This is a genomic window from Pseudomonas solani, assembly GCF_026072635.1.
Classification (GTDB): domain Bacteria; phylum Pseudomonadota; class Gammaproteobacteria; order Pseudomonadales; family Pseudomonadaceae; genus Metapseudomonas; species Metapseudomonas solani.
Genome location: NZ_AP023081.1, coordinates 3,244,176 through 3,269,304, shown reverse-complemented (window position 1 = coordinate 3,269,304; position 25,129 = coordinate 3,244,176). Strand labels below are relative to the sequence as shown.

27 protein-coding genes are annotated in these 25,129 nt (G+C 68.0%); 16 read left to right on the top strand and 11 right to left on the bottom strand.

Going from position 1 to position 25,129, the window contains the following annotated elements:
- Positions 1-45 precede the first annotated feature (45 nt).
- Complete coding sequence (gene yedA / locus PSm6_RS14855; protein WP_265170460.1) at positions 46-951, bottom strand: drug/metabolite exporter YedA; 906 nt, start codon at positions 949-951, stop codon at positions 46-48.
- Between the two features lie 159 nt (positions 952-1,110).
- Between yedA and PSm6_RS14850 the strand changes: the two genes are divergently transcribed.
- Positions 1,111-1,584 carry an Lrp/AsnC family transcriptional regulator gene (locus PSm6_RS14850; protein WP_021217521.1) on the top strand — a complete coding sequence of 158 codons (474 nt, stop codon included), beginning with the start codon at positions 1,111-1,113 and terminating at the stop codon, positions 1,582-1,584.
- A gap of 291 nt (positions 1,585-1,875) precedes the next feature.
- Here the strand turns inward: PSm6_RS14850 and PSm6_RS14845 are convergent, their stop codons facing one another.
- Both PSm6_RS14845 and PSm6_RS14840 read right to left on the bottom strand, forming a co-directional pair.
- Positions 1,876-2,478 (bottom strand): 3'-5' exonuclease, encoded by a 603-nt coding sequence (locus PSm6_RS14845; RefSeq protein WP_265170459.1) that lies wholly within the window; start codon positions 2,476-2,478, stop codon positions 1,876-1,878.
- A gap of 34 nt (positions 2,479-2,512) precedes the next feature.
- Entirely contained in the window at positions 2,513-2,986 is a 474-nt protein-coding gene (locus PSm6_RS14840; protein WP_265170458.1) for an NYN domain-containing protein, read from the bottom strand.
- A 132-nt stretch (positions 2,987-3,118) separates the two neighbouring features.
- Here PSm6_RS14840 and PSm6_RS14835 point away from each other — a divergent pair, with 132 nt between their 5' ends.
- The 4 genes from PSm6_RS14835 (at position 3,119) to PSm6_RS14820 (ending at position 5,424) form a co-directional block, all read left to right on the top strand.
- On the top strand, positions 3,119-3,691 hold the full coding sequence (locus PSm6_RS14835) for a cysteine hydrolase family protein (RefSeq protein ID WP_265170457.1): 573 nt from the start codon (positions 3,119-3,121) through the stop codon (positions 3,689-3,691).
- Positions 3,688-4,206 carry a metal-dependent hydrolase gene (locus PSm6_RS14830; RefSeq protein WP_021217620.1) on the top strand — a complete coding sequence of 173 codons (519 nt, stop codon included), beginning with the start codon at positions 3,688-3,690 and terminating at the stop codon, positions 4,204-4,206. The genes PSm6_RS14835 and PSm6_RS14830 overlap by 4 nt, the downstream gene beginning before the upstream one ends.
- 77 nt (positions 4,207-4,283) lie before the next feature.
- Positions 4,284-4,946 (top strand): YciC family protein, encoded by a 663-nt coding sequence (locus tag PSm6_RS14825; RefSeq protein ID WP_265170456.1) that lies wholly within the window; start codon positions 4,284-4,286, stop codon positions 4,944-4,946.
- A 46-nt stretch (positions 4,947-4,992) separates the two neighbouring features.
- Complete coding sequence (locus PSm6_RS14820; protein ID WP_265170455.1) at positions 4,993-5,424, top strand: VOC family protein; 432 nt, start codon at positions 4,993-4,995, stop codon at positions 5,422-5,424.
- On the opposite strand, the gene PSm6_RS14815 is transcribed toward PSm6_RS14820, so the two are convergent.
- A complete protein-coding gene (locus PSm6_RS14815) occupies positions 5,418-6,221 on the bottom strand; it encodes a substrate-binding periplasmic protein (RefSeq protein ID WP_081711577.1) in 804 nt (267 codons plus the stop codon). The genes PSm6_RS14820 and PSm6_RS14815 overlap by 7 nt on opposite strands.
- A gap of 360 nt (positions 6,222-6,581) precedes the next feature.
- Between PSm6_RS14815 and PSm6_RS14810 the strand changes: the two genes are divergently transcribed.
- Positions 6,582-7,553 (top strand): endonuclease/exonuclease/phosphatase family protein, encoded by a 972-nt coding sequence (locus tag PSm6_RS14810; protein WP_371877102.1) that lies wholly within the window; start codon positions 6,582-6,584, stop codon positions 7,551-7,553.
- A 137-nt stretch (positions 7,554-7,690) separates the two neighbouring features.
- Positions 7,691-8,131: a CopD family copper resistance protein gene (locus tag PSm6_RS14805; RefSeq protein ID WP_021221987.1), complete on the top strand. Its 441-nt coding sequence runs from the start codon at positions 7,691-7,693 to the stop codon at positions 8,129-8,131.
- 9 nt (positions 8,132-8,140) lie between these two features.
- Here PSm6_RS14805 and hrpB read toward each other — a convergent pair whose 3' ends face one another.
- A complete protein-coding gene (gene hrpB / locus PSm6_RS14800) occupies positions 8,141-10,672 on the bottom strand; it encodes an ATP-dependent helicase HrpB (RefSeq protein ID WP_265170454.1) in 2,532 nt (843 codons plus the stop codon).
- 129 nt (positions 10,673-10,801) lie between these two features.
- Here hrpB and pmcY point away from each other — a divergent pair, with 129 nt between their 5' ends.
- The 7 genes from pmcY (at position 10,802) to PSm6_RS14765 (ending at position 14,922) form a co-directional block, all read left to right on the top strand.
- Positions 10,802-11,221, top strand: a complete 420-nt coding sequence (gene pmcY / locus PSm6_RS14795) for a periplasmic Zn2+ metallochaperone PmcY (RefSeq protein WP_184489652.1) — start codon at positions 10,802-10,804, stop codon at positions 11,219-11,221.
- Positions 11,221-11,724 (top strand): DinB family protein, encoded by a 504-nt coding sequence (locus PSm6_RS14790; protein ID WP_265170453.1) that lies wholly within the window; start codon positions 11,221-11,223, stop codon positions 11,722-11,724. Before pmcY ends, PSm6_RS14790 begins: the two co-directional genes overlap by 1 nt.
- Positions 11,721-12,614, top strand: a complete 894-nt coding sequence (locus PSm6_RS14785) for a cation diffusion facilitator family transporter (protein ID WP_184489651.1) — start codon at positions 11,721-11,723, stop codon at positions 12,612-12,614. The genes PSm6_RS14790 and PSm6_RS14785 overlap by 4 nt, the downstream gene beginning before the upstream one ends.
- A gap of 111 nt (positions 12,615-12,725) precedes the next feature.
- Positions 12,726-13,145: an MAPEG family protein gene (locus PSm6_RS14780; protein ID WP_021221992.1), complete on the top strand. Its 420-nt coding sequence runs from the start codon at positions 12,726-12,728 to the stop codon at positions 13,143-13,145.
- 437 nt (positions 13,146-13,582) lie between these two features.
- The gene (locus PSm6_RS14775; protein WP_021221993.1) at positions 13,583-14,062 is read left to right on the top strand and encodes an Lrp/AsnC family transcriptional regulator; all 480 of its coding nucleotides are present in this window, start codon (positions 13,583-13,585) and stop codon (positions 14,060-14,062) included.
- A gap of 188 nt (positions 14,063-14,250) precedes the next feature.
- Positions 14,251-14,454 carry a DUF2788 domain-containing protein gene (locus PSm6_RS14770; RefSeq protein ID WP_021221994.1) on the top strand — a complete coding sequence of 68 codons (204 nt, stop codon included), beginning with the start codon at positions 14,251-14,253 and terminating at the stop codon, positions 14,452-14,454.
- A gap of 75 nt (positions 14,455-14,529) precedes the next feature.
- Positions 14,530-14,922 carry a globin gene (locus PSm6_RS14765; protein WP_043245004.1) on the top strand — a complete coding sequence of 131 codons (393 nt, stop codon included), beginning with the start codon at positions 14,530-14,532 and terminating at the stop codon, positions 14,920-14,922.
- A gap of 26 nt (positions 14,923-14,948) precedes the next feature.
- Here PSm6_RS14765 and PSm6_RS14760 read toward each other — a convergent pair whose 3' ends face one another.
- On the bottom strand, positions 14,949-15,518 hold the full coding sequence (locus tag PSm6_RS14760) for a pseudouridine synthase (RefSeq protein WP_021221996.1): 570 nt from the start codon (positions 15,516-15,518) through the stop codon (positions 14,949-14,951).
- A 152-nt stretch (positions 15,519-15,670) separates the two neighbouring features.
- On the opposite strand from PSm6_RS14760, the gene PSm6_RS14755 reads away from it, so the two are divergent.
- Positions 15,671-16,750: an MBL fold metallo-hydrolase gene (locus PSm6_RS14755; RefSeq protein WP_021221997.1), complete on the top strand. Its 1,080-nt coding sequence runs from the start codon at positions 15,671-15,673 to the stop codon at positions 16,748-16,750.
- A 43-nt stretch (positions 16,751-16,793) separates the two neighbouring features.
- Here PSm6_RS14755 and PSm6_RS14750 read toward each other — a convergent pair whose 3' ends face one another.
- The gene (locus PSm6_RS14750; protein WP_265170452.1) at positions 16,794-17,609 is read right to left on the bottom strand and encodes a hypothetical protein; all 816 of its coding nucleotides are present in this window, start codon (positions 17,607-17,609) and stop codon (positions 16,794-16,796) included.
- A gap of 150 nt (positions 17,610-17,759) precedes the next feature.
- A complete protein-coding gene (amn, locus tag PSm6_RS14745; protein WP_021221999.1) occupies positions 17,760-19,241 on the bottom strand; it encodes an AMP nucleosidase in 1,482 nt (493 codons plus the stop codon).
- Between the two features lie 146 nt (positions 19,242-19,387).
- Between amn and PSm6_RS14740 the strand changes: the two genes are divergently transcribed.
- Entirely contained in the window at positions 19,388-20,122 is a 735-nt protein-coding gene (locus tag PSm6_RS14740; RefSeq protein ID WP_031288738.1) for a cell envelope integrity TolA family protein, read from the top strand.
- 58 nt (positions 20,123-20,180) lie between these two features.
- Here the strand turns inward: PSm6_RS14740 and PSm6_RS14735 are convergent, their stop codons facing one another.
- The 3 genes from PSm6_RS14735 to PSm6_RS14725 form a co-directional block, all read right to left on the bottom strand.
- Positions 20,181-21,830 (bottom strand): acyl-CoA dehydrogenase family protein, encoded by a 1,650-nt coding sequence (locus tag PSm6_RS14735; protein ID WP_265170451.1) that lies wholly within the window; start codon positions 21,828-21,830, stop codon positions 20,181-20,183.
- Between the two features lie 10 nt (positions 21,831-21,840).
- On the bottom strand, positions 21,841-22,479 hold the full coding sequence (locus PSm6_RS14730) for a TetR/AcrR family transcriptional regulator (protein ID WP_021222002.1): 639 nt from the start codon (positions 22,477-22,479) through the stop codon (positions 21,841-21,843).
- Between the two features lie 106 nt (positions 22,480-22,585).
- Entirely contained in the window at positions 22,586-24,979 is a 2,394-nt protein-coding gene (locus PSm6_RS14725) for a hybrid sensor histidine kinase/response regulator (RefSeq protein ID WP_265170450.1), read from the bottom strand.
- Positions 24,980-25,129 lie beyond the last annotated feature (150 nt).

The window sequence follows — 25,129 nt, the reverse complement described above, 5'->3', positions numbered from 1 at the left end:
CGTTGGAAAACTACCTGCGTTCCTTGGCCGGATTCCGGCCTCCCGTCAGCTCGCCTGCTGCAGCACCGGCTCCTTGGTCTTGCGCCACTGCGGCAGGCCGATCAGCACCACGGCGCTGATGATCACCAGCATCGCCAGGCCCTCCTCGCCGCCGATGTGTTCGCCGGCGAAGAGCACGCCGAGCAGCACCGCCACCGCCGGGTTGACGTAGGCGTAGCTGGTGGCCGCCGCCGGGCGCACGTTCTTCAGCAGGTAGAGGTAGGAGCTGAAGGCGATGATCGAGCCGAACACCACCAGGTAGGCCAGGGCCGCCCAGCCGGCGGGGGTGGGCAGGGTTTCCATGCGTTCGCCGCTCAGCGCACTGCCCAGCAGCAGCGCAGCGCCGCCGGCGAGCATTTCCACCGCGCTGGCCATGGGGCCGGCGGGCAGCGGCAGGTGCTTGCTCCACATGGAGCCGAAGGACCAGCTGGCGGCGGCGAAGAGGATCAGCGCGGCGCCCAGGGGGCTGGCCTGGAGGTTGGAACCGAGGTTGAGCAGGGCGATGCCGATCAGCCCGAGGACGATGCCGGCCCATTCCAGGCGCGTGGTGCGCTGGCCCCAGATAAGCCCGAACACCAGGGCGAACAGCGGCACCGTGGCCACCGCCAGGGCGGCGACGCCGGAGGCCACGCCCAGGTGCTCGGCGAGGGTGACGCCGCCATTGCCGCAACTGAGCAGCAGCACGCCGATCACCGCACCGGCCTTCCATTCACGCAGTGTGGGCATGGGCGCGCCGCGCCAGCGCAGCCAGGCGAACATCAGGCTGCCGGCGATGACGAAACGCACGCCGGCCATGAGCAGCGGCGGCCAGGATTCGACGCCGATGCGGATCGCCAGGTAGGTGGACCCCCAGATGATGTAGAGGGCGATGAAGGCGCCGATCAGCAGGAGGGGAAAACGTTGCGCAGGCATGGGAGGCTCGACGATCCGGTTGGCAGGGTGTTTATTCTATGCAAGGCCATATGGGGAAAATAAGCGACGAAACCTGCTTCAATGGCCCCTTAACTTTCGAATCAACGCCAATAAACGCTGTTTGCCTTTTTTCCTAAAAACAGCGCGTGGAGACCAACGATGGACAAGTATGATCGCCTGCTGCTCTCGGCGCTGATGGAGAACGGACGCGCCTCGTTCGCCGACCTGGCGCGCCGGGTCAACCTCTCGCCCCCGGCCGTGGCCGACCGCGTGGCCAAGCTGGAGGCCAGCGGGGTGATCACCGGCTACCACGCCGCCGTGGACCCGGCGAAGATCGGCCTGCCCATCGAGTGCGTGATCGAATTGCGCCTCGCCGACCACGACTCCAAGCGCGCCCTGGAGGCCCTGGAGAAGATCCCGCAGATTTCCCTCTGCCACCGCATCACCGGCGACGCCTGCGTATTGATGAAAGCCGCCGTGGCCACCATGCCGGAGCTGCAGGACCTGATCGACCGCCTCAGCCAGTACGGCGCCAGCAAGACCTCGCTGATCCTCTCCACCCCCTTCGAACGCCGCATCCCGGCGGAACTGCAGGTGCACACCGGCAAGGTGGAGGCGTTGCGCAAGGTGTGAGTGGCGGGTAGCCCATCGCGAATGAATTCGCTCCCACGGGGATACGCTTCGTAGGTTGGTGCCGAGCGCAGCGAGGCCCAACGCAGCGATATTCGGCCTCGCTGCGGGCAATCCTGTGGGAGCGGCTTCAGCCGCGAAAGACCCGCCGCCGGTACTGAGCTAAGGGTGGCCGGGCACTCCATCGCGAATGAATTCGCACCAGGCGGTGTGGGACTCGACATCGCCTGGTGGATGAAAAGAGCGCCATCCACCCTACGCAAAGCACCTCGCTGTGCGGGAATCCGAGCGCACCTACAACCGCTTCAGCACATCGAGGATCTTGGCGGCGGGGACTTTCTGCAGGCTGCAGAACAGCTCGTGGGAGATCCGTTGCACGCCGTGGCGGTCGCGCAGGCGCTCGGCGATGAAGAGGGTGAGGTTGGCCGCCATCTCGGCATCGGCCAGCGCCCGGTGGGCCTGGCCGGTGTGGGGCAGGCGCGCCCAGCTGTTGAGGGTGCCGAGCTTGTGGTTGGGCGCCTCCGGCAGCAGGCGACGCGACAGCAGCAGGGAGCAGGCGAAGGCCTGTCGGCGACGGCGGCCGAGGCGCGCCAGCTCGGCGTCCCAGAACTTCTGGTCGAAGGAGGCGTTGTGCGCCAGCAGCGGGATGTCGCCGACGAAATCCGCCACCTCGCCCATCACCTGGGCCGCCGGCGGTGCGGCACGGACCATGGCGTTGCTGATGCCGGTGAGGCTCTCGATGAAGGGCGGCACCCAGACGCCGGCGTTCATCAGGCTCTGGTAGCGGTCGACGATGCGGCCCTGGTCGAGGATGACCACGCCTATCTCGGTGGCGCGGCAGTTGTCCCCCGGCGTGACGCCGGTGGTTTCGAAGTCGATGACGGCTATGGGGTCCACGGGGTTTCCAGTGTTTCGCGGGGGCGGCGCGCTGTCACTTGAGCAGCAGGCCGCCCTCGATGGGTACGTAACGGCTGGCGGCACGCACCAGCGATTGAGCGGTGAGGCCGGGCACGCCATAGGCGACGGCTTCGACACCATGGTCGCGAACGCGGTCCAGCAGCAGGTCGAAGTCGCCATCGCCGGAGGCCAGGACGATCTCGTCCACCCGCGCGGCGGCGTCGAGGATATCGATGGTGATGCCCACGTCCCAGTCGCCCTTGGCCGAGCCGTCGGCACGCTGGATGAAGGGCTTGAGCTTCACGGTGAAGCCGAGGTTGCGCAGGATCTGCTGGAACTGCTGCTGGCGGGCGTCGCCCCGGTCGATGGCGTAGGCATAGGCTTCGACGATCTCGCCACGGGCGGCGATGTCCTTCCACAGCGTGGTGTAGTTGAAGTGACAACCATAGGCCTGGCGCACCGTGTAGTAGAGGTTCTGGACATCGGCGAACACTGCGATCTTCTTCACCGGTTTTCCTCGGGTGGCGGGCGTGGGTTTAAAGCAGCGAAAAAAACGTAAACGAGGCAGCGCAGTCAGTTTTTTCAACGGTCTGCTAGAGTCGGCGCACAGTATGCCAGCACCGAGGAAAGGACACCCGATATGCCGCTGAACGACCCTCTCCACGCGCCGCCCGCCCTGATCATCATCGATATGCAGCAGGGCATCGCCCGCGTCACCACGCCACGCAACAACCCCCAGGCCGAAGCCCACATCGCCGCCCTGCTCGCCCACTGGCGCGAGCACGGCTGGCCGCTGGTGCACGTGCGCCACATGTCCCGCGAGCCGGGCTCGGTGTTCGCCCCGGGGCAGGACGGCGCGCTGTTCCAGCCGGCGCTGGCGCCGGCACCCGGCGAACAGGTGCTGGAGAAGAACGTCACCGATGCCTTTACCCACAGCGCCCTGGAACGCTGGCTGCATGTGCGCGGCATCCGCCGCGTGGTGATCACCGGGGTCGCCAGCGAGAACTCGGTGGAGGCCACCGCGCGCAGCGCCAGCAACCTGGGCTTCGCTACCACTGTGGTGGCCGACGCCTGCTACACCTTCGCCAAGGCCGACTGGGCCGGCCGACCGCGCAGCGCCGAGGAAGTGCACGACATGGCCATGGCCAACCTCGCCGGCGAGTACGCCGAGGTGCTGAACAGCGAGGCCCTGCTGGCCGGACTGGTTTCGTGATCGTCGCCCACCTGCCCACGGGCTACCTGATCGGCGCCCTGCTGGAACGTCGCTTCCGCCCCGCCGCCTGCAGCCCGCGCCTGTGGCTGGCGGTGGCGCTGCTCGGGGCCTTCGCCCCGGACCTGGACATGCTCTATTTCCACCTGGTGGATGGCCGCCAGCATCACCACCACAGCTACTGGAGCCACTGGCCTGTGGTGTGGTTCGGCGCCCTGGCGCTGGCCCTCGCCTGGCAGCGGCTGGCGCAGCAAACGTGGGTGCCGACGCTGCTCGTGCTGTTCACGCTCAACGGTTGCGTGCACCTGCTGCTGGACAGCGTGGTGGGCGATATCTGGTGGCTGGCGCCCTGGGTCGACCAGGCCTTCTCCCTGGCCACCGTGACGCCGCGCTACCAGCCCTGGTGGCTGAACTTCATCCTGCATTGGTCGTTCCTGCTGGAGCTCAGCCTGCTGGGGGCGGCGCTCTGGCTGGCGCGCCTCAGGTGGCGAGGCGGATCGACGCAGGCCGCCCTCTAGCGCGTGCGGCGCCTTGGAGATGGTGCGAGGCATCGACTAGAGTTGCCTCATTGCCCTGCATTCCTATGGCGCCGTCGATGAACCCCCTGCTGCTGCTGCGCGACTCCTGGTATTTCTTCAGCCGTCACTTCGGCATGATCGCCTCGCTCTGCCTGCCGGTGATCTTGCTGGAGGCACTGGCCCTGCAACTGGCTTCCGCCTGGCTGGGCGAGACGCCTTCGGCGGCTTCCGACCTGCTCATCCGCCTGGTGTTCTACCCCCTCTACACCGGCGCGCTGATCGTTTTCCTCGACAGCCGCAGCAGCCGGGTGAGCCTGAAGAAGAAACAGATATGGGGCCTGGCGCTGCTGCGCTGGCCGTCCTTCGCGGTGCTGGCGGCCTTCAGCACGCTGCTGATCATGCTCGGCGCCTCGCTGCTGATCCTGCCGGGGCTGTGGGTCATGAGCCGGCTGGCGTTCGCCGAGTACCTGCTGGTGCTGGACGGCATGTCGCCGATGGACGCCATGAAGCAGAGCTTCCGCATGAGCGACGGGCACTTCCTCACCATCCTCTGCTGCATCCTCCTGGCGATGGGGCCGGTGTGGCTCTTCGAGTGGTGGGCCTATGGCGAGCTGGGCGAACGCCCGGACACCATCGCCAGCATCTTCGTCGACTGCCTGGATGGCTTCCTGCAACTGTTCACCAGCGTGCTGATCTTCCGCCTGTTCAGCCTGCTGGGGGAGCCGGCAGCGGAACACTGAAAGCCGGCTAGTCTTGTCGGGGCCATCGCACAGGGAGATTCATTCCATGGCCGAAAACCCCAGCATCCTTTCCCATATCTCGCTCGGCACCAACGACTTCGACCGCGCCCTCGCCTTCTACGACAAGGTGCTGCCGACCCTCGGCTGCCGCCGCGTACTGGAGCACCCCGCCGCCGTGGCCTATGGCCGCGAGTACCCGGAGTTCTGGGTGCAGAAGCCCATCGACGGCAAGCCCGCCAGTACCGGCAACGGCACCCACATCGGTTTCTTCGCAGCGGACAAGGACGCGGTGCAGGCCTTCTACCAGGCGGCCCTGGCTGGCGGCGGCAGTTCCGATGGCGAACCGGGGCCCCGCGCGGAATATGGCGCGCCCTACTTCGGCTGCTTCGTGCGGGACCCGGACGGGCACAAGATCGAGGCGGCGTTCTGGGACACCAGCCTGGACTACGAACTGGTGGTCGAACCCCACGCTCACTGAGTGGCGGGCTGGTAGCGCTTGGCGGCCTCGGCCACCCAACCCTCGTCGAGCATCTGCTGCAGGGCGGTGGCGATCCGCTTCTTTTCCTCGGTGAGCGGGTGCTGCTGGGTGAAGCCGATGAACAGCTCGGTGCGGGTCTGCGGCTGGTAGCCGGTCTTGACGATGCGCCCGGCCAGGCGCGGGTCGCGCAGCTCGTAGTCCACCTGGCAGTCGGTGCCGATCACCAGTTGCAGGCGCCCGCGCATGAGCATCTCCAGCAATTGCTGCTCGTTGTTGACCCCGGATTTGTGCAGGCCGGCATCGGAATCGAAGGGCTGGAAATACACCGACTCCAGCACGTAGCCGATGGTGGGGCCACGCAGCTGTTCGTAGCGGGTGATGCTCGCCGCCAGCTCCGGCGTGCCATACAGGCGCGGCGCGCAGGCGTAATAGGGGATGGGCAGGTAGTCGATGTAGCGCTCCCGCTCGGGGGTGCGCGCCAGGCCCGTCATCAGGTCCGCCGAGCCGCTCTGCAAGGCGGCCAGGCCACGGGCCCAAGGCGCGCGCTGCACGTCGAAACGCAGCCCGGTGCGACGCTCCAGTTCGGCCAGCAGGTCGATGTCCAGGCCATGCAGGGCACCGCGCTCGCCTTCCATGCGGAAGGGCGGCCAATAATCGGTCATCACCCGCAACGGCGCGCGCTCCTCGGCCAGCGCCGCCGTGGCGCCGAGCAACCACCCCAGCACCACGAACAGCCACGGGCCACCCCGGCGAAGGGCCGGCGGCTCGGCGGGACTGACCACTATCTGGCGATGCATGCCTGCTCCTGGAAGTCGGGACTGTCGGGTTGATCCTGCAAGACCCTTGCCTACGGGGCCGGGAATGGTAGGGCAACCCGAGGAATGCGCAAACCGGCTTTACCGGACTGCTCTGCGATCCATCGCGACAAGACAAGAATAGCGTCGCTCACGCGCCCTGACCGCTTCGCTCGGCCCTGGGTTTTGGCCAGGCCGCCTGCTCGGGTATGCTCGGCAATTCCCGGTTCCAGCCAAGCCCAGCTCCCAGCCGATGCCCCCTTACTGCGCCGCCTCCTGCTTTGCCTGCTGATCCTCGCCGTCGCCCTGGCTGCGCTGGTCTACAGCCTGACCTGGCACCCCGCCGCGCGTGAGGAGGAACGGGTGAGCTGCGTGACCGAGGCGCCGCTGCTGCAGCCCGGCCAGGCCTTGAAGGTGATGACCTGGAACCTGCAGTACCTGGCCGGCAAGCGCTACGTCTTCTACTACGACCTGCCTGACCGCGAAGGCCCGGACGAACGCCCGACCGCCGCCGACGTGGCCTACAGCCTGGACGAGGTGGTGCGCGTGCTGCGCGACGAACAACCGGACCTGGTGTTCCTCCAGGAGCTGGACGAAGGCGCCCGCGCCACCGACTACCAGGACCAGCTGGCCCTGCTGCGCGAGCGCCTCGCCGACGTCTATCCCTGCAGCACCCAGGCCTTCTACCGGAAGGCCGCCTTCGTGCCGCAGCCACACATCCTCGGCAGCGTCGGCATGAAGCTGGCGACCCTCAGCCGCCTGCGCATGGACAGCGCCGAACGCCTGCAATTGCCCCTCGCCGAAGGCGACCTGCTGCAGCGCCCCTTCGAACGCAAGCCGGCGCTGCTGGTGAGCTACCTGCCGGTGCGCGAGGGCGGGCGCCTAGCGGCGATCAACACCCACCTGGATCCCTGGGTGCCAGGCCAGGACACCGCACAACGCCAGTTGGCGATGACCCGCAGCCTGCTCGACGAACTGGAACGCGACCGCACGCCCTGGGTGCTGGGTGGCGACTTCAACCAGTTGCCGCCCGGCCAGTACCTACGCCTGGACGCCGTGCAGCGCAGCCGCTTCGCCCCGGACAGCGAGCTGGACGCGCTGAAGGCCTACCCGAGGGTGCCCGCCGCCGAGGAAACCGACGGCGCCGAGCGCCAACGCTGGTTCACCCAGTTCCCCAACGACCCGCGCGTGACGGGGCCGGACCGCACCGTCGACTATGTGTTCCACAGCCCCCGCCTGACCCGCATCGACGCACGCGTGCGCCAGCTCGATACCCTGCGCATCTCCGACCACCTGCCCCTGATCGCACGCTTTCTGCTGCCGCCGGTGCATTGAAACCGGGCGCACGCTGCACCGATGGACGCCTCGCCGCCTCACCCACAGCTGACCCAGGTCAGGGCGCGCTTGGCGGTACGCGGCATGATCGGCAACGGGCTTAGTGCCCGCCGCCATCCGCCGTTCGGGAGCCCGCCATGCATTACCTGCTGCTCAAGTTCATCCACCTGACCGCCGCTGCCTTTTTCATCGGCGGGGTGTTCTTCGAGGTGATGATTCTCAGCCGTGCCACCCCGGTGCTGGAGCAGGAACCCCGCGAGCGCTTCTCCAAGGCCCTGGGGCAACGCGCACGCAAGGTGATGCACTGGGTGGTGCTGGCACTGTTCGGTGCCGGGCTGGGGCTGGCCATGCACTATCGCGCGGCGCTGCATGCACCGCTGTCCAGCAGCTTCGGCACCTTGCTGACGCTGAAGATCATCCTGGCGCTGAGCATCCTCGGGCACTTCCTGCTGGTGGTGGTGCTGATGCGCCGTGGGCAGATGACGCCGCAGCGTTCGCGGCGCATCCACATCAGCGTGCTGGTGCACATGCTGGGGGTGATCTTCCTGGCCAAGGCGATGTTCCTCCTCAGCTGGTAAGCCGCCCCCTCACTTGCGCGGCTTGGCCCGGGCGGTGGGCTCGGCGATCAGCGGGTCGTCCGGCCAGTAGTGCTTTGGGTAGCGGCCCTTGAGGTCCTTCTTCACCTCGATATAGGTGTTGGCCCAGAAGCTGGCCAGGTCCTGGGTGACCTGCACGGGCCGGCGCGCGGGGGACAGCAGGTGCAGCTTGACCACCTGGCGGCCCTCGGCGATGCGCGGCGTGTCGGCCAGGCCGAACAGCTCCTGCAGGCGCACCGCCAGCACGGGCGTGTCTTCGCTGTAGTCGAGGCGGATGGCCGAGCCCGACGGCACGGTGATCGCGCGCGGCGCCAGCTCGTCGAGGCGCTGGGGCAGCGGCCAGGGCAGCAGGCCGGCGAGGATGCCCGGCAGCTCCAGGGCGGAGAAATGGCTGAGACGGCTGACCTTGCCCAGCCAGGGCGCGAGCCAGTCCTCCAGGGAATCGAGCAGCGCGGCATCGGAGAGGTCCGGCCAATCGCTGCTGCCCTGTCGGGCCAGGTCGAGGCGCCGCAGCAGCGCCACGCGGGCCTGCCACTGGCGCAGGTCCGGCGTCCAGTTCAACAGCTCCAGGCCCTTGCGCCGCACCAGCCCCACCAGGGCGCGGGTGCGCGCGGCTTCGTCCAGGCTGGCCAGGGGTTCGCGGTCCAGCACCAGCTCGCCGATGCGCCGCTGGCGTTCGGCCCGCAGCACACCTTCGCGCTCGTCCCAGTCCAACAGCTCCTGGGCGCTGACCTGTTCGGCGAGGGGGCCTTCGAACAGCGTCGGGTCGAGGTCGGTGGCGAGGTAGATGCGCTCCTCGCGCTGGCCCTGGCGGCTGCCGAGGTCGGCGATCACCAGCCAGGGCTCCTTCATCAGCGCATCGGGTTCGGCGAACAGCGCGGCACGGCCGTTGGCCAGGCGGTATTCGGCGCCCCCGGGGCGGCGTTGCTGGGCGATGCGGTCGGGGTAGGCGAAGGCCAGCAGGCAGCCGAGCCAGCGCGGGTGGTCCGGGTCGGCCACGGCTTCGCTGGCGGCGCCACGCAGGTAGGAGCGGAACTGCCGCGCCAGCTGGCGGGCACGCTGCACGCCGCCCTTGGCGCCACGGGCGGCACCCGCCTCGCCGGCGAGCACGGCGATGCGGCTGTGCAGGTCGGCGCCGCCACCCCGGAGGATGTCGCGCTCGCCGAGCAGCGCAGCGAGGTCGCAAGCCAGGCTGCCGAGCCCCAGCGCCTGCCCGCGCAGCAACAGGTGGGCGATGCGCGGGTGCGCCGGCAGCTCGGCCATGGCCTGGCCGTGAGTGGTGAGCGTCAGGCCGCCGCTTTCGCGCGGGGCCAGGGCGCCCAGGCGGCGCAGCAGGTCACGGGCCTGGCCGTGGGCGGCGGCGGGCGGCGGGTCGAGCCAGGCCAGTTCGCCGGGCTCCACGCCCCAGCGCGCCAGTTGCAGGGCCAGGCCGGCGAGGTCGGCCTGGAGGATTTCAGCACTGCCGTGGGCAGCCAGCTGCTGGTGCTGGGCCTCGGACCAGAGGCGGTAGCAGGCGCCCGGCTCCAGGCGCCCGGCGCGGCCGGCACGCTGGATGGCGGAGGCGCGGGAGATGCGCTGGGTGTCGAGGCGGGTCATGCCGCTGGCCGGGTCGAAACAGGGCACCCGCTCCAGGCCGGCGTCCACCACCACGCGCACGCCGTCGATGGTCAGGCTGGTTTCGGCAATATTGGTGGCCAGCACCACCTTGCGCGTGCCGGCCGGCGCGGGCTCGATGGCGGCGCGCTGGGCGGCCAGGTCGAGCTCGCCGTGCAGCGGGCAGAGCAGGACGTCGCTGCGCCCCTGCAGCTGTTCGCCGAGCTGCTCGGCGACGCGGCGGATCTCGGCCTGGCCGGGGAGGAACACGAGGATGCTACCCGGCTGGTCGGCCAGGGCCAGGAGCACCGTCTGCAGCACCCGCGGCTCGATGTATTCGCCAGCCTGGAAGGGCCGCCCCCAGTAGATATCCACAGGGAACATGCGCCCCTCGCTGCGCACCACGGGCGCCGCGTCCAGCAGGCTGGAAAGGCGCTCGCCCTCCAGGGTGGCGGACATCAGCAGCACCTTCAGCGGCGGCTCGTCACGCAGCAGCGCGCGGCCGTTGAGGGTCAGCGCCAGGGCCAGGTCGGCGTCGAGGCTGCGCTCATGGAATTCGTCGAAGATCACCAGGCCGACGCCTTCCAGCGCCGGGTCGTCCTGCAGGCGGCGGGCGAGGATGCCTTCGGTGACCACTTCGATGCGCGTGCGCGGGCCGACCTTCGACTCCAGGCGGATGCGGTAGCCCACGGTCTCGCCGACCTTCTCGCCCAGCTCGTCGGCCAGGCGCTCGGCGGCGGCCCGGGCAGCCAGGCGGCGGGGTTCGAGCATGAGGATGGACTGCCCGGCGAGCCAGGGTTCGCCCAGCAGCGCCAGGGGCACGCGGGTGGTCTTGCCGGCGCCGGGGGGCGCTTCGAGCACCGCTTCATGGCGCTGCGCAAGGGCCTCGCGCAGGGCGGGCAGGACGGCATCGATGGGTAGCGGATTCATGGGGGCTCCAACGCGGGGTGGCGATTATAGCGGCGAACTGCCAGCCCTTTCGTGTGGTCTCAACACTGCCGTGCGTTTTGCAATGAACGCCTTGGTATAGTGACGCCATTTTCTCGCCTGGAGCCGCATATGCGCATGTCTTCCCGTTTGATCGGTGGCGCCGTCGCCGCCGCCCTGCTGACCCAGCTGACCGCTTGCGGCACGCTGTTCTTCCCTGACCGCCGTGGCCAGATCGAAGGCAAGATCGACCCCGTGGTCGCCGCCCTCAACGCCGTCGGCATCCTCTTCTATGTGATCCCCGGCCTGATCGCCTTCGGCGTCGACTTCGCCACCGGTGCCATCTACCTGCCGGACAACGAGACCGCCCAGGTCGACCCGGCGCTGCTGAAAGACGCCATCGGCACCGACGGCAAGATCGACAACGCCCGCCTCAAGGCGATCATCGAGCGTGAAACCGGCCGCAACCTGCCGCTGGACGACCCGCGCCTGATCCAGCACAGCGGCAGCCTCGAGCAACTGGCCGCCTATGGCCTGAAACCGGCCGCCTGATGCGTGCGCTCGCCGGCCATTTCGACAGACTCCTGGCCTACCACGGCTGGGCCTACCGGCAATTGCTGGCGAGCCTCGCGCCCCTCGACGAAACCCGCTACCGGGCCGATCGCGGCCTGTTCTTCGGCTCCATCCACGGCACCCTGAACCACCTGGCCGTGGTGGACCGCATCTGGTTCTCCCGCCTGCTGCACCTGCCCCGCCCCTTCGAGCGGCTGGACGCAGAGGCCGCGCCGGACCGCGCTGCCCTGGCCGCAGTGCTGGCCGAAGGCATCGGCCTGTGGCGCGCCTGGCTGGCCGGGCAGGACGACGCTGCCCTGACCGCCCCGCTGGAGTACCAGAACATGAAGGGCGAGCCCTTCCGCCGCCCCCATGCGGAAATCATCACCCACCTGGTGAACCACGGCACCCACCACCGGGGCCAGGTGACCGCGGCGATGACGGCGATGGGCCTGGAAAGCCCGCCGCTGGATTTCATCTACTACCAGCCCAGCCGTTCATGAGCACTTCAGCGCAGCACGCACGCCTGTTACGCCTGGCCACCAGCGCCTCGCTGAGTGTCGCCCTGACCCTGGTGCTGGCCAAGGCAGTCGCCTGGTGGCTGAGCGGCTCGGTCAGCCTGCTGGCGGGCCTGACCGACTCGCTGCTGGACAGCGCCGCCTCCCTGCTCAACCTGCTGGCCGTGCGTTTCGCCCTGAAGCCGGCGGACGATGACCACCGCTTCGGCCACGGCAAGGCGGAATCCCTCGCCGGGCTGGCCCAGGCCATGTTCATCGCCGCCAGCGCCGTGCTGGTGGGCGTGCAGGCGGTCGAGCACCTGCGCCAGCCGGAGCCCTTGGGCAGCCAGGGCCTGGGCATGGCGGTGATGGTGCTGTCCCTGGTGCTGACCCTCGCCCTGCTGGCCTTCCAGCGCCATGTGGTGCAGGTCACCCACTCCACCGCGGTGCGGGCCGATTCCCTGCACTACCGCTCGGACCTGCTGCTCAACACCAGCATCCTCATCGCCCTGGCGCTGGCCAGCCAGGGCTGGGACCGGGTGGACGGCCTCTTCGGCCTGGGCATTGCCGCCTACATCCTCTGGAGCGCCATCAGCATCGCCCGGGAATCGGTGGCAGTGCTGATGGACGAGGAAGTCTCCGCAGAAGTGGGCGAGCGCATGCACCAGCTTGCCTGCGCGGTGCCCGGCGTGCTGGGCGCCCACGACCTGCGCACGCGCATTTCCGGCAGCCACTGGTATGTGCAACTGCACCTGGAGCTGCCGGGCGAGCTGCCGCTGTCCCAGGCCCATGCGCTGTGCGAGCGGGTGGAACAGGCGATCATCGCGGCCTACCCACGGGCCGAGGTGCTGGTGCACGCCGACCCCATCGAGGTGGTCCAGGCCGCCCGCCGCTGAGACTGCCCTCCCGGTATTCCTCCCCATTGTTGGTTGGCTTCGCAGATTTAGAGCTTTTGCTCTATATTCGCCGCGCGTCATCCCACAACAACAATTCGAGGAGCCTTTCCCATGTCGCAATCCCCCACTGCCATAGCGTTGCTCGGCCTGGTCGCCTGGAGCCTTCTGCTGGTCTTTTTACTGGTAAATCAGCGCGGCCTGCTGGTGCTCGGCGGGCGGATGAAGGTCAACGCCTTCGCCCCCGATGGCAGCAACACGCCCGGTGCACTCGGCCAGCGCCTGGTGCGCGCCCACGCCAATTGCCTGGAAAACCTGCCGATGCAGGCGGCGGTGCTGCTGTTCGCCCTGGCCACCGCACAAACCGCCATCACCGACCCGCTGGCCCTGGTGCTGCTGGGTGCGCGCATCTTCCAAAGCGTCATCCACCTGATCAGCACCAGCGCGCTGTTCGTCTGGCTGCGCTTCGCCGGCTTCTTCGTGCAGCTGGCGGTGCTGGCCTGGTGGCTGCTGCGCCTGGCCGGCCTCGTTTAAGGCCTCTCGCAAACACCCATGCTGATCCGTGCTCGGGCTCGATGGGTTTCGCCGAGCTCGCGGAACGCCGCCCGACCCATCCTACGGATTGAGCCTGTGCATCAGGTTTCTCGCGGGCAATAAAAAAGGGGGGCCCCTATTTCGGGCCCCCTTTGGGGAATCTGTCCTGTGCTGGCAATTGTGTCGCCGCTTTCATCGCCTGCCTGATTGGGCAGCGCGGACCCGGGGGCCGACTCGAACCGGTGGGTTCGGCGGCGCCGACGCGCCTGATTGGGCGGGTCGGGTGGACATGCTGTCCGGGCCGTGAAACTGAGAAGAATCTTAAGCTGCCGGGCACGACAGATGATTGCAAAGATTGCTCTGAAGATTGCCACTTGCGCAATTTTTCACTAATCACGCATCATTCCTGGCAATCCACATGGAATCCGGGTGCACAGATGGAAAAACTCGACCGCTACGACCTGAAGATCCTCGCCGAACTGCAGCGCGATGCGCGCATCTCCAACCAGGAGCTGGCCGAGCGCATCGGCCTGTCGCCCTCGCCCTGCTCGCGGCGGGTGAAGCAGCTGGAGGACGACGGCTACATCGTGCGCCAGGTGGCCCTGCTCGACCGCAAGAAGCTGGGGCTGAGCCTGACCGCCTATGTGCTGATCGGTATGGACCGCCACACCCCGGAGCGCTTCGAGCACTTCCAGTCGGTGATCGGCCAGTGCCCGGAGGTGCTGGAGTGCTGCCTGGTGACCGGCATGGAGGCGGACTACCAGCTCAAGGTGGTGGTGCCGGACATGGACCATTACCAGCAGTTCCTGCTGGGCCAGCTGACCCGCATCGAAGGCGTTACCAGCGTGCGTTCGAGCTTCGTGCTCAACCAGGTGCTGAGCACCACGGAACTGCCGCTGACCCACCTGCGCGGCTAATACGTAGGTGGTACTGGCGAGCACCGGAGCGCGGCGTATAATCGCCGCGCCTTTGCTGTGCCCCGCGTGGTTTCGCCAATAAGAGCCCCAGGCTCGCAGAACAACAACCGCAGCCCCCGCCCTCACGGCATCACTGCCCGGCGCATTCCCGCGCCGGGTCTGATTCGTTTCGCTGCTAGAGGTTGAGAATGAGCCCCGAGAAATTCGAAGAGTGGATGATGACCGCGATGATCGCCGGTCTCGTGCTGTTCATGGCGTTCATCGTCTGGGACCTCGCGAAGAAGTCCAAGGCCGGTCGCTTCGGCACCTTCATCCTGTTCCTCGCCCTGGGTCTCGGTGTGCTCGGCTTCGTCATCAAGTCCCTGGTGATCGGCGGCCTCGAAGGCATGTAAAAAACCTCCCCCGCGCTCCCCGCACAGGCAAGGTCGCCTGCGTGGGCGGCTTCGTTTTTTCTGCCTGGAGACAACATGAACGCCACTGATCGCGTCATGCAGAGCTATGGACGCTGCTGTGCCAACCCCGATTTCTTCGATGCCTTCTATCGCCGCTTTCTCGACAGCTCGCCGCAGATCCGCGCCAAGTTCACCGAGACCGATATGCCGGCGCAGAAGGCACTGCTGCGCCAGGGCATCCTCAACCTGGTGATGTTCGCCCGCGGCATGCCCGACACCAAGTTGCGCGCACTCGGCGCCACCCATTCCCGCGAGGGCTTCGACATCCGCCCCGAGATGTACGACCTGTGGGTGGAATCGCTGCTGCTGACCATCGCCGAGCACGACAAGGATCACAGCACCGAGGTACGCAGCGCCTGGTGCGAGGTGCTGAACAAGGGCATCGAAGTGATCAAGTCCTTCTACTGATCAGTTCCTGATCCAGCCGCCGGCGCTCAGTCCAGACGCGCCGGCACGTCCTTCCACTGACCGAGCCCCAGCCCGTCCAGGGCGAAGGGGCCGATGCGCACGCGCACCAGGCGCAGGGTCGGCAGGCCGACGGCGGCCGTCATGCGCCGCACCTGGCGGTTGCGCCCCTCGCGGATCACCAGTTCCAGCCAGGCCGTGGGTACGCTCTTGCGGAAGCGCACGGGCGGGTCGCGTTCCCACAGTTGCGGCGCCTCCAGCAGGCGCGCCTCGGCCGGCAGGGTCGGGCCGTCGTTGAGTTCGACGCCGTCACGCAGGCGCTGCAGCTGTTCTTCGTTGGGCTCCCCTTCCACCTGCACCCAGTAGGTCTTGGCCAGCTTGTGCTTGGGATCGGCGATGCGCGACTGCAAGCGGCCGTCATTGGTCAGCAGCAGCAGGCCCTCACTGTCACGGTCGAGACGCCCCGCGGGGTAGATGCCGGGGATGTCGATGAAATCCTTGAGGGTGGCGCGCCCTTCCCCATCGCTGAACTGGGTGAGCACGTCGAACGGCTTGTTGAACAGCACCAGGCGCGGTTCGGCCGGCGGCGCCTTGGCCACGCGGCGGGGAGCGGCAGGCTGGGGGCGGCGGGAAGAAGGGCGTGGAGAGCGCGGCGGGCGGGACGACATGGCTGGTTACGAGCGGCAGTGGACAGGGTATCGGAAGCGCATGCTAGGTTGAGCGCCCCACCACCGCAAGAGCGAGGACCACCATGCCCCGTGCGTTACGCCCCACCTGGCTGATCAGCCTGATGACCCTGGCCGGCTGTGCGGGCACGCCCTACCAGGGGCCGACCTCGGACCACTTCGACGGCCAGCGTTTCCACAACATCGAACCCAAGCCGCACAAGGACCTGTGGTCGGTGCTGAAGTGGCAGTTCAACCGCGAGAAGCAGGCGCCCTGGGTGGAAGAGCCCGCCGTCGCCGCCCCCGAGGTCGTCGAGCGGGTGCAGGGCGACGAGCTGCGCATCACCTACATCAACCACGCCACCGTGCTGATCCAGCACCGCGGCCTGAACATCGTCACCGACCCTGTGTGGTCCCAGCGCGTCAGCCCCTTCAGCTTCATCGGCCCGCGCCGCCATCAGCAGCCGGGCCTGAGCCTCAACCAGCTACCGCCCATCGACCTGATCCTGGTCAGCCACAACCATTACGACCACCTGGACCTGGAAAGCCTGCGTGGCCTGGCCGAGCGCTTCCCCCTGGCCACCGTGGCCACCGGGCTGGGCAACGGCCCGCTGATCCGCGAGACCGGTTTCGCCCGCGTGGTGGAGCTGGACTGGTGGCAGGAGCTGCCGCTGAACGACGAACTCACCCTGCACTCGGTGCCGGTGCAGCACTGGTCGGCGCGCACCCGCGGCGACACCAACCGGACCCTGTGGATGGGCTTCGTGGTCACCTCGCCGGACGGCCCGCTGCTGTTCCCCGGCGATACCGGGCTGGGGCCGGAGTTCCGCCTGATCCACGAGCGCTTCGGGCCCATGCGCTTCGCCGCCCTGCCCATCGGCGCCTATGCGCCACGCTGGTTCATGCGCGACAACCACATGAACCCGGACGATGCCGTGCAGGCCCACAAGCAGCTGGATTCGCGCAACAGCCTGGCCATCCACTTCGGCACCTTCAACCTCACCGATGAAGGCCAGTACACCCCGCCCAAGGACCTGGCCAAGGCGCTGGCGGACTGGAACGTCGAGGCCGACAACTTCCGCGTGCCGACGCCGGGCTACCAGTGGCAGGTGCCCGCCTTGGACGGCGACGCCGCAACCGGCCTCGCCGAGGCCAGCGGCAACTGAGCCACCGCCCGTAACAAACGGGCCGCATCACGCGGCCCGTTTGTTACGGAGCCCCCAGTGCGACCGGCTCCGCCAGGGCGGCGGACGGGATCTGGCGGAGCCAGCGTGAAACACCCCACTCCCCGGCGATTAAAACCAGGAGCAGGCCGAGCTGCAGCAGCAGCGCGATGTAAAACGGCTTGAACACATGGCCGACCTGGCGCTTCAGCAGGTCCAGCAGGAACTCGGCCTGGAACAGTTGCTCCACCCGCGCATCGAGCACCCCGGCCAGCACCTTCTTGTTGAGCCCGCTGTAGCTCGCCGCCTCGCTCACCGCCACCTCGCCCAAGGCCTTGCCAAGCAGGCTCGCTCGCAGACGATCGAGCAGGTCGAAGGCCACGCGCTCGGCCAGCGACGCCTCGGCTCGCGCGTCGGCCTCCTGCTGCCGCTCGCCGCGCAGGTAATCCAGCGCCAGTTGATTGAGTGCCGCTTGCACGCTGGCGCCGCGCAAGGCCTGCAGTCGCTGCTCGTCCTGAGCTTGGACATAAGCCTGGAAGTCCTGCCAGGTGTCATCGGCCAGCCGCTGCACGGCCGGCGCGTAGCTGTCCAGGTGCCGATTGATCTGTTGCTGTCCGCTGTACAGCATCCCGCCCTGGAATCCCAGCACACCTCCGGCCAGCGGCAGCAGCAGGAAATACAGCTTGAGCGTCCAGTGATGCCAGCGCTTGCTGCGGGCCAGCCAACCGCCACGGTGCAACTGGATGGCCAGCACCAGGCCGGCGATCGTGCCTAACAGCAGTGCGCCGCTGATCCAGGCGAAAAGGTTCAGGAAGCTGAACGGTTCCCAGAATGCCGTGAGTAAGTGGCGGGCCTGCTCCATCGATGTCACCTCGTTCGTCCTTGGGGTGCGGCAGCTTAAATGCAAACCTGAGCGTATTGTTGGCGAGCAACTCACCAAAGGACGTCAGACTTTTCAGTCCAGACAGAAGAAGGGCCGCATCATGCGGCCCTTGTCGTTATCCACAGCCGATCAACGGAACGGCGGCTCGTCGAAGCTGCGCAGCTTGCGCGAGTGCAGCGAGTTGAGCTGGGTGCGCAGCAGGTCCAGCGCGGCGATGCCGATGCGCAGGTGCTGGCTGACAGCACGTTGGTAGAAGGCGCTGGCCGAGCCCGGCAGCTTGATCTCGCTGTGCAGCGGCTTGTCGGAGACACACAGCAGCGTGCCGTAGGGCACCCGCAGGCGATAACCCTGGGCGGCGATGGTGCCGCTTTCCATGTCCACCGCCACCGCCCGCGACAGGTTGATCAGCGGGCGCTCCTGGGCCCAGCGCAGCTCCCAGTTGCGGTCGTCGTAGGTGAGCACGGTGCCGGTGCGCAGGCGCCGCTTGAGGTCTTCGCCATGTTCACCGGTAACCAGTGCCGCCGCGTCCTGCAGGGCCTGCTGCACTTCGGCTAGGGCCGGCAGCGGAATGTGCGGCGGCAGCACCCGGTCGAGGATGCCGTCGCGGCGCATGTAGGCGTGGGCCAGCACGTAGTCGCCGATGGTCTGCGACTGCCGCAGCCCGCCGCAGTGGCCGATCATCAGCCAGCAGTGGGGGCGCAGCACCGCCAGGTGGTCGGTGATGTTCTTGGCGTTGGACGGGCCGACGCCGATGTTGACCAGGGTGACGCCATGGCCGTCGGCAGCGATCAGGTGATAAGCCGGCATCTGGTAGCGGTGCCAGACCACGCTGTCGATCACCGCCTGCATGGTCTCCTCGTTCATGTCCCGCTCCACCAGCACGTTGCCGGGCAGGACCATGCGCACGAAGCGCGGGTCTTCGCGCAGCTGGGTGAGGCCGTGCTGGATGAACTGGTCGACGTAGCGATGGTAGTTGGTCAGCAGGATCCAGGGCTGCACATGGCGCCAGTCGCTGCCGGTGTAGTGCACCAGGCGACGCAGGGAGAAATCCACCCGCGCCGCGTCGAACAGTGCCAGGGGCAGCGGGTCGGCCTGCTCCCAGTCATAGAGCCCGTCGGCGACACCATCGGTGGCGGCGGACAGGTCGGTGCTGGGGAACACCCGCGCCAGGGCGGCGGCGGTCACGTCGGTGCCGGCCAGCTCATCGCCCTGCTCGACCACGTAGGGGTAGGGGATGTTCTGCTGGCTCACGCCCACCTCCACCTGCACGGTGAAGTCGCTCATCAGCGGGCGCAGCTGCTCCAGCAGGTATTTGCGGAAGGCCGCGGGGTGGGTGACGGTGACGCTGTAGGTGCCCGGCACCTGCATCTTGGCGTAGGCGCGGACGGTGGACGGCACCTCGCCCTGGCAGCGATAGGTGATGCGCAACTCCGGGTAGCGGAACTGCGCGCGCTGGGCGGCGTCCGGCTCGGCCCGTTCCTTGAGGTAGAGCTTGAGGGCCTGGCTCAGCGCTGAGGTGGCGCGGCCATGCAGCTCGGCCAGACGGTCGACCGCCTCTTCGGCGGTGCTGGCGATGAGAAACTCGGGGGTATCCTGGGTCACGATCGGCATCCTGTCTGTGCGAACAGGTTCTATCTTGCCGCTGTCCGGGCCCGCGGCATAGAGCCTTCGGTGCATTGCGCGACGATTGTCCCGGCAATGGCAGCCTGCACGGCCTGCGACTAGGCTTGGGCGACCCCAACGACGAGTCCTCCGCCATGGCCCGCCTTCTCTGCCTGCTGCTACCCGCCTTCTACTGCTGCTCCCTGCTGGCCGGCGAACTCGACGGCCGCTACCAGGCCAACCTCGACGGCCAGCCCACCGAACTGGTGCTGCGCCAGGACGGCCAGGCGGTAAGCGGCCAGTACGTGGAGAACGGCAGCCTGCGCCTCGACCTCAAGGGCAGCTTCGACGGCCAGGTGCTGCGGGCGGAAATCAGCGTGCCGCAATCCGGCCAGGTGGTCGCCACCCTCGCCGCCCGCTACGCCGACGCCCAGCTCGCCACCCGCATCGCCGCCCGCGACCCGCGCAACGGCCAGGTACTGGAGCGCCAGGCACTGTTCCTGCGCGCCGACCAGGCGAACGCACAGGCACAGCCCCAAAGCACGGGCGGCGGCCTGGACCCGGCCCTGGTGGGCAACTGGGTGCACGAGAAGATCATCAACAGCAGCGGCGGCACCGGCTTCGCCTCCTTCAACACCGTGATGACCCTGCGCCTCGGCGCCGACGGCAGCGTGGCGCAATGGACCCGCTCCGCCGGCGGTGGCGGCGACTGGAGTTACGACAGCCCCGGCCAGTTGCAATACAGCGGCCAATGGCGCAGCGACAACGGCGTGCTGCTGGTACGCCAGCAAGGCGCCGCCGACTACCAGCCCGCCGCCCGCTACCGCTTCAGCGACCCCTACCTGGTCACCGAGGGCACGGGCGGGAAGATGATCTGGCAGCGGCGCTGAACCGCTGGCCAGAAAGATCGCCGGGTTTCACCCGACCTACGACGCCACACGCCGAGCGTTACACCAGATGCGGCGTGCTGCGCGCCATCAGCGCTTCGACATCCACGCCGCGCGGCAGGGTGCCGTAGACGCGGCCGCCGTGGCCGAGGCGGCTGGCGATGAAGGCGTCGGAGACGGTGGCGTTGCCGGCTTCCAGCAGCAGCTTGGCCTGCAGCCCCACGGCGACGTCTTCGGTGAGCTGGCGGGCGCGGTACTGGATGTCGGCGGTGTCATGGAAGGCAGCCTTGAGGTTGCCGATGTGGGCGGCCAGGCGGGCGTCGCCGTGGCCGTCTCCCAGTTCGGCGAACAGAGCGTCGAGCACGCCGGGCTCCTTGGACAGGGCGCGCAGCACGTCCAGGCACTGGACGTTGCCGGAGCCTTCCCAGATGGAGTTGACCGGCGCTTCGCGGTAGAGGCGCGGGAGGATGGTTTCCTCGACGTAGCCGGCGCCGCCCATGCATTCCTGGGCCTCGTTGATCATCGCGGGGGCGCGCTTGCAGATCCAGTACTTGCCCACGGCTGTGACCAGGCGGGCGAACTTGTCTTCCTGCTCGTCGTGGGCGTGATCCAGGGCGCGGCCCATGCGCATGGTCAGGGCCAGCGCGGCTTCGCTTTCCAGGGCCAGGTCGGCCAGTACGTTCTGCATCAGCGGCTGGTCGGCCAGCACGCGCCCGCCGACCTTGCGGTGGGCGCAGTGGTGCGCGGCCTGGGTCAGCGCCTGACGCATCAGCGAGCTGGAACCGATCATGCAGTCGAAGCGGGTCAGGGAGACCATTTCGATGATGGTGGGCACGCCGCGCCCTTCCTCGCCGATCATCCAGGCCAGGGCGCCACGGTATTCCACCTCGCTGGAGGCGTTGGCCCAGTTGCCCAGCTTGTTCTTCAAGCGCTGGATGTAGAACTGGTTGCGGGTGCCGTCCGGGCGGTGGCGCGGCAGCAGGAAGCAGGACAGGCCCTTGTCGGTGTAGGCCAGGGCGAGGAAGGCGTCGCACATGGGCGCCGAGCAGAACCACTTGTGGCCGACCAGCTCGTAGGCCTGGCCCGGGCCGGGGATGCCGACGGGGTGGGCGCGGGTGGTGTTGGCGCGTACGTCGGTGCCACCCTGCTTCTCGGTCATGGCCATGCCGATGGTGACGCCGCTCTTCTGCTCCATGGGCAGGTTGCGCGGGTCGTACTGGGTGGAGAGGATCTTCGGCAGCCACTTTTCGGCGATATCCGGCTGCAGCTTGAGGGCCGGGACGCTGGCGTAGGTCATGGTCAGCGGGCAGGCGTTGCCGGCCTCGGGCTGGTTGTGCAGGTAGTTGAGGGCCGCGCGCGCCACCTGGGCGCCGGGACGCGGGTCGGTCCAGGGCAGCGAGGGGATGCCGGCGGCGATGGCCGAGGCCATCAGCTCGTGGTAGGCGGGGTGGAACTCCACCAGGTCGATGCGGTTGCCGTAGCGGTCATGGCTCTTGAATACCGGCTTGTTCTCGTTGGCGAGGAAACCCGCCGCCATCAACGCGCCGCCGGCCGCAGCACCGTAGTGGTCGAGCTGCGCCTCGGCCCAGCCGCCGTCGTAGCGGCGGGTCCATTCCTGCAGGGGCAGGTCGACGCGGTAGAGGTTGGCGCCGTCCAGGGACGGCACCTGGTTGAGCACGTCATGGGTCTCGGCGAACTGGTGCAGGTTCATGGCGGTTCTCCTAGGCAGGGATGGCGGCGCCAACGGCGCGCAGGCAGAAGAAAACGAGGTTGCGGCTGACCAGTTCGAGGTCGGCCTGGGATTGCCCGGGCTCACGGGCGGCGCGGGCGGGCGGCGACAAGGGGCCGACCAGGGCTTCGGCGATGGCCCCCACCAGGCAGGCAGCGGTGAGGGGCGTGGAGAGGAGGTCGAATTCGCCGCTGGCGCGCCCTTCCTCCAGCAACTCGATGAACAGCTCGGCGTAGGACTCACGATAGAGCAGGCGCTGCTCGTCCACTTCCTGGTCCACCGGCTCGGCGATCAAGGCGAAGGCCAGCCGGCGGCTGCTCCAGGCGCGGGCGGCGAACTGGTTCAGGCCTTCGGCCAGGCGCCAGGTGGGGGTGCCTGGGCCGCGCAGCAACTGGGCCAGGGTGTCCACTTCCACCTGGCTGGCACGGGCGAAGACTTCGGCCGCGAGCTCACCCTTGTTGCGGAAGTGCCGGTACAGGCTGCCGGTGGCGACGCCGGCGTCCTCGGCCAGGGCCTGCATGGTGAGTGCGGCGAAACCGCCCTCGGCCACGCGGGCCAGCGCGCAATCGAGAATACGCCGGCGCAGTTCCTGGTCACGGTCGATTCGGGTGGCGGTGACTCGGTAGGACATGGTCTGAATCCTGATTCATCTTTTTTCAGTGAATCAGGATTCAGACTTTGCAGAAAGCGGGATTAACGCCGTCGGAAAGGGGAAAAACGCCGCCTGCCGGGACTGTTCAGGCGCTGGTTTCCACCGGCCGGCAGAGCAGCCAGTCGTGCAGCAGGGTGCGCAGCTCTTCGAACTTGACCGGCTTGGCCAGGTAGTCGCTCATGCCCGCCGCCAGGCAGCGCTCGCGGTCGCCACTGTGGCTGTGGGCGGTGATCGCCAGCACCGGCAGGTCGGCATAGGTGGGCATGCCGCGCAGGGCACGGCAGGTGGCGAAGCCGTCCATCACCGGCATCTGGCAATCCAGCAGGACGCCGTCCACCGGTTCGCGGCGCAGCAGCTCCAGGGCCTCGGCGCCGTTGTCGGCGGTGCGCACGCGGTAGCCGAGCTTGAGCAGCATGCCGCGGGTCACCAACTGGTTGATGGCGTTGTCCTCCACCACCAGCACGGTGCATTGCTCGGGCCGACGCTGGGCCTGGCCGGCGGCGCGGCGCGGGGGCGTGGCCGGCAACTGCGGCTGGGCGGGCCGGGTCAGCTGCACGTCGAGACGGAAGCAGCTGCCCTGGCCGGGCTCGGATTCATGGGTGAGGCCGCCACCCAGCAGCTCCACCAGCTGCCGCGCCAGGGCCAGGCCGATGCCCAGGCCGCCATATTCGCGGGTCATGGAGCCGTCGATCTGGCGGAAGCGGCGGTAGAGCGAGCCATCGGCCGGGGTCTGGAAGCCGATGCCGGTGTCTTCCACTTCCACGCGCAGGCCCAGGTCGTCGCCGCTGGACTCCAGGCGCAACACGCGCAGGGTGACGCTGCCCCGGGGGGTGAACTTGATGGCGTTGTCCAGCAGATAGCCAAGGGACTGGGAGAGCTTGCCGGCGTCGCCTTCGAGCATGTCGGGCAGGCTTTCATCCAGCTCCAGGGAGAAGCGCAGGCCCTTGTCTTCGGCACGCGGGGCGTACTGGGCGCGCAGGCTGTCGAACAGGCCACGCAGGCTGAAGGGTTCGCGCCGGGGGTAGAGCTTGCCGGCCTGGAGTTCGGTCATGGCGAGGATGTCGTTGACCAGGCGCATCATGTCCCGCGCCGAGCTGGCGGCGGTCTTCTGGTACTGCTCCAGCTCGACGTCGAGCTTGACCGTCTGCATCAGTTCCAGGGAGCCAATCACGCCGTTCATCGGAGTGCGCAGCTCGTGGGTGACAGTGGCGAGGAATTCGTCCTTCAGGCGGTTGCTGTTGGCCAGTTCCTGGTTGAGCGTCTCCAACTTGCGCCCGGCTTCCTGGAGGATGCGCGTGCGCTCTTCCTTCATGGCGTTGATGCGGTCGGCCAGGGCCAGGGACAGCAGCCCGACCTCCAGCGCGGAACCGATCTGGCTGGCGTACATGGTGAGGAAGACATTGGGCAGGTAGCCCAGCACCATCAGGGTGTTGATGGCGCCGCCGATGAGGAAGGTGGTCCAGGCGAAGATGAAGTAGCGCGCCACCCGCATGCCCCGCAGCCAGGCGAGAACGCCTGCGGTGAAGATCACCACCGTGAAGATCAGCGCCAGGGAGGTGGCCAGGCGCAGGGCCACGCCGTAACTGGCGGCCAGCGACAGCACCATCACCAGGCCGCCCATGGCCATCAGCCCGAGCAGGGTGCGGTCCATCCACGGGCTGTGCTCGGCGGTGTGCAGGAAGCTGCGGGCGAACTGGCTGCCGAACAGCGAGGCCGAGCCGATCAGGAAGGGCGTCGCGGCGTTGGCCCACCAGGGGCTGTCGGGCCAGAAAAATTCGATGCCGGCGCCGTTCACCGAGATCTGGTAGAGCCCGAACGAGGCGATATAGAGGATGTAGTAGAGGTAACTGGTGTCGCGGACGCTGAGGAAGATGAACAGGTTGTAGATCAGCATCACCAGCAGCACGCCGTAGATGATGCCGAGCACGTAGATGCGCCCGGGCTGCTCTTCCAGGTAGGCCTGCGGCGACCACAGGGCCAGCGGCGCCTGGATCGAGCCCTGGCTCTGCAGCCTCAGGTAGAGGCGCTGGGGCTGGTTGGGCTGCAGGTTGAGGCTGAACAGGTAGTTGTTCTGCTTGATCTCGCGGCTGGAGAAGGGCAAGGCGTCGCCGGTGCGCTGGGCCAGGCGGTAGCCGCCCAGGCCGTCGGGCAGGTAGAGCTCGAGGTGATCCAGCGGCGGGTAGGCGAGCTCCAGCAACCAGGGCTGCTGGCCGCCCAGCGTGCGCGGGCGGTAGTCGAGGTCCACCCGCAGCCAGAACACCGAGCGCGAGTAGCCGGCATTGAGCACGGGTTTGTCGTGGCGACGGAAGCTGCTTTCCAGGGCGGGCGAGGTGATATCGGCCAGGCTGGCGTCGCCGCGTACGTCTTCGAATACGTCCATGTGCCGCCCGAGGGGCAGTTGGCGGGTCTGTTCGTCGAATTCGACCGCCAGCACGGACGTGGAAACCAGAAGGAGAAGAAGCAGAAGGACGCGCCGCATGAGGCCCCGCAAAGGCCTGTTGTGCGCGTCGGGAAGTCCCTTCTTCCCCTGCTGACGCGCCACACGGGGCCTGATTGTTCGAATTCGCTCACTTTAGCACAGCCCAAGGCCGCACGAAGAGGCACATTGCCATAAGCCACCAGCCGCTCT

What these genes read in the sequence shown, in the direction of transcription:
- yedA (WP_265170460.1), bottom strand. Translation starts at nt 951, where the DNA reads ATGCCTGCGCAACGTTTTCCCCTCCTGCTGATCGGCGCCTTCATCGCC.
- PSm6_RS14850 (WP_021217521.1), top strand. Translation starts at nt 1,111, where the DNA reads ATGGACAAGTATGATCGCCTGCTGCTCTCGGCGCTGATGGAGAACGGA.
- PSm6_RS14835 (WP_265170457.1), top strand. Translation starts at nt 3,119, where the DNA reads ATGCCGCTGAACGACCCTCTCCACGCGCCGCCCGCCCTGATCATCATC.
- PSm6_RS14825 (WP_265170456.1), top strand. Translation starts at nt 4,284, where the DNA reads ATGAACCCCCTGCTGCTGCTGCGCGACTCCTGGTATTTCTTCAGCCGT.
- PSm6_RS14820 (WP_265170455.1), top strand. Translation starts at nt 4,993, where the DNA reads ATGGCCGAAAACCCCAGCATCCTTTCCCATATCTCGCTCGGCACCAAC.
- PSm6_RS14815 (WP_081711577.1), bottom strand. Translation starts at nt 6,221, where the DNA reads ATGCATCGCCAGATAGTGGTCAGTCCCGCCGAGCCGCCGGCCCTTCGC.
- PSm6_RS14805 (WP_021221987.1), top strand. Translation starts at nt 7,691, where the DNA reads ATGCATTACCTGCTGCTCAAGTTCATCCACCTGACCGCCGCTGCCTTT.
- hrpB (WP_265170454.1), bottom strand. Translation starts at nt 10,672, where the DNA reads ATGAATCCGCTACCCATCGATGCCGTCCTGCCCGCCCTGCGCGAGGCC.
- pmcY (WP_184489652.1), top strand. Translation starts at nt 10,802, where the DNA reads ATGCGCATGTCTTCCCGTTTGATCGGTGGCGCCGTCGCCGCCGCCCTG.
- PSm6_RS14790 (WP_265170453.1), top strand. Translation starts at nt 11,221, where the DNA reads ATGCGTGCGCTCGCCGGCCATTTCGACAGACTCCTGGCCTACCACGGC.
- PSm6_RS14785 (WP_184489651.1), top strand. Translation starts at nt 11,721, where the DNA reads ATGAGCACTTCAGCGCAGCACGCACGCCTGTTACGCCTGGCCACCAGC.
- PSm6_RS14780 (WP_021221992.1), top strand. Translation starts at nt 12,726, where the DNA reads ATGTCGCAATCCCCCACTGCCATAGCGTTGCTCGGCCTGGTCGCCTGG.
- PSm6_RS14775 (WP_021221993.1), top strand. Translation starts at nt 13,583, where the DNA reads ATGGAAAAACTCGACCGCTACGACCTGAAGATCCTCGCCGAACTGCAG.
- PSm6_RS14770 (WP_021221994.1), top strand. Translation starts at nt 14,251, where the DNA reads ATGAGCCCCGAGAAATTCGAAGAGTGGATGATGACCGCGATGATCGCC.
- PSm6_RS14765 (WP_043245004.1), top strand. Translation starts at nt 14,530, where the DNA reads ATGAACGCCACTGATCGCGTCATGCAGAGCTATGGACGCTGCTGTGCC.
- PSm6_RS14755 (WP_021221997.1), top strand. Translation starts at nt 15,671, where the DNA reads ATGCCCCGTGCGTTACGCCCCACCTGGCTGATCAGCCTGATGACCCTG.
- PSm6_RS14750 (WP_265170452.1), bottom strand. Translation starts at nt 17,609, where the DNA reads ATGGAGCAGGCCCGCCACTTACTCACGGCATTCTGGGAACCGTTCAGC.
- amn (WP_021221999.1), bottom strand. Translation starts at nt 19,241, where the DNA reads ATGCCGATCGTGACCCAGGATACCCCCGAGTTTCTCATCGCCAGCACC.
- PSm6_RS14740 (WP_031288738.1), top strand. Translation starts at nt 19,388, where the DNA reads ATGGCCCGCCTTCTCTGCCTGCTGCTACCCGCCTTCTACTGCTGCTCC.
- PSm6_RS14735 (WP_265170451.1), bottom strand. Translation starts at nt 21,830, where the DNA reads ATGAACCTGCACCAGTTCGCCGAGACCCATGACGTGCTCAACCAGGTG.
- PSm6_RS14730 (WP_021222002.1), bottom strand. Translation starts at nt 22,479, where the DNA reads ATGTCCTACCGAGTCACCGCCACCCGAATCGACCGTGACCAGGAACTG.
- PSm6_RS14725 (WP_265170450.1), bottom strand. Translation starts at nt 24,979, where the DNA reads ATGCGGCGCGTCCTTCTGCTTCTTCTCCTTCTGGTTTCCACGTCCGTG.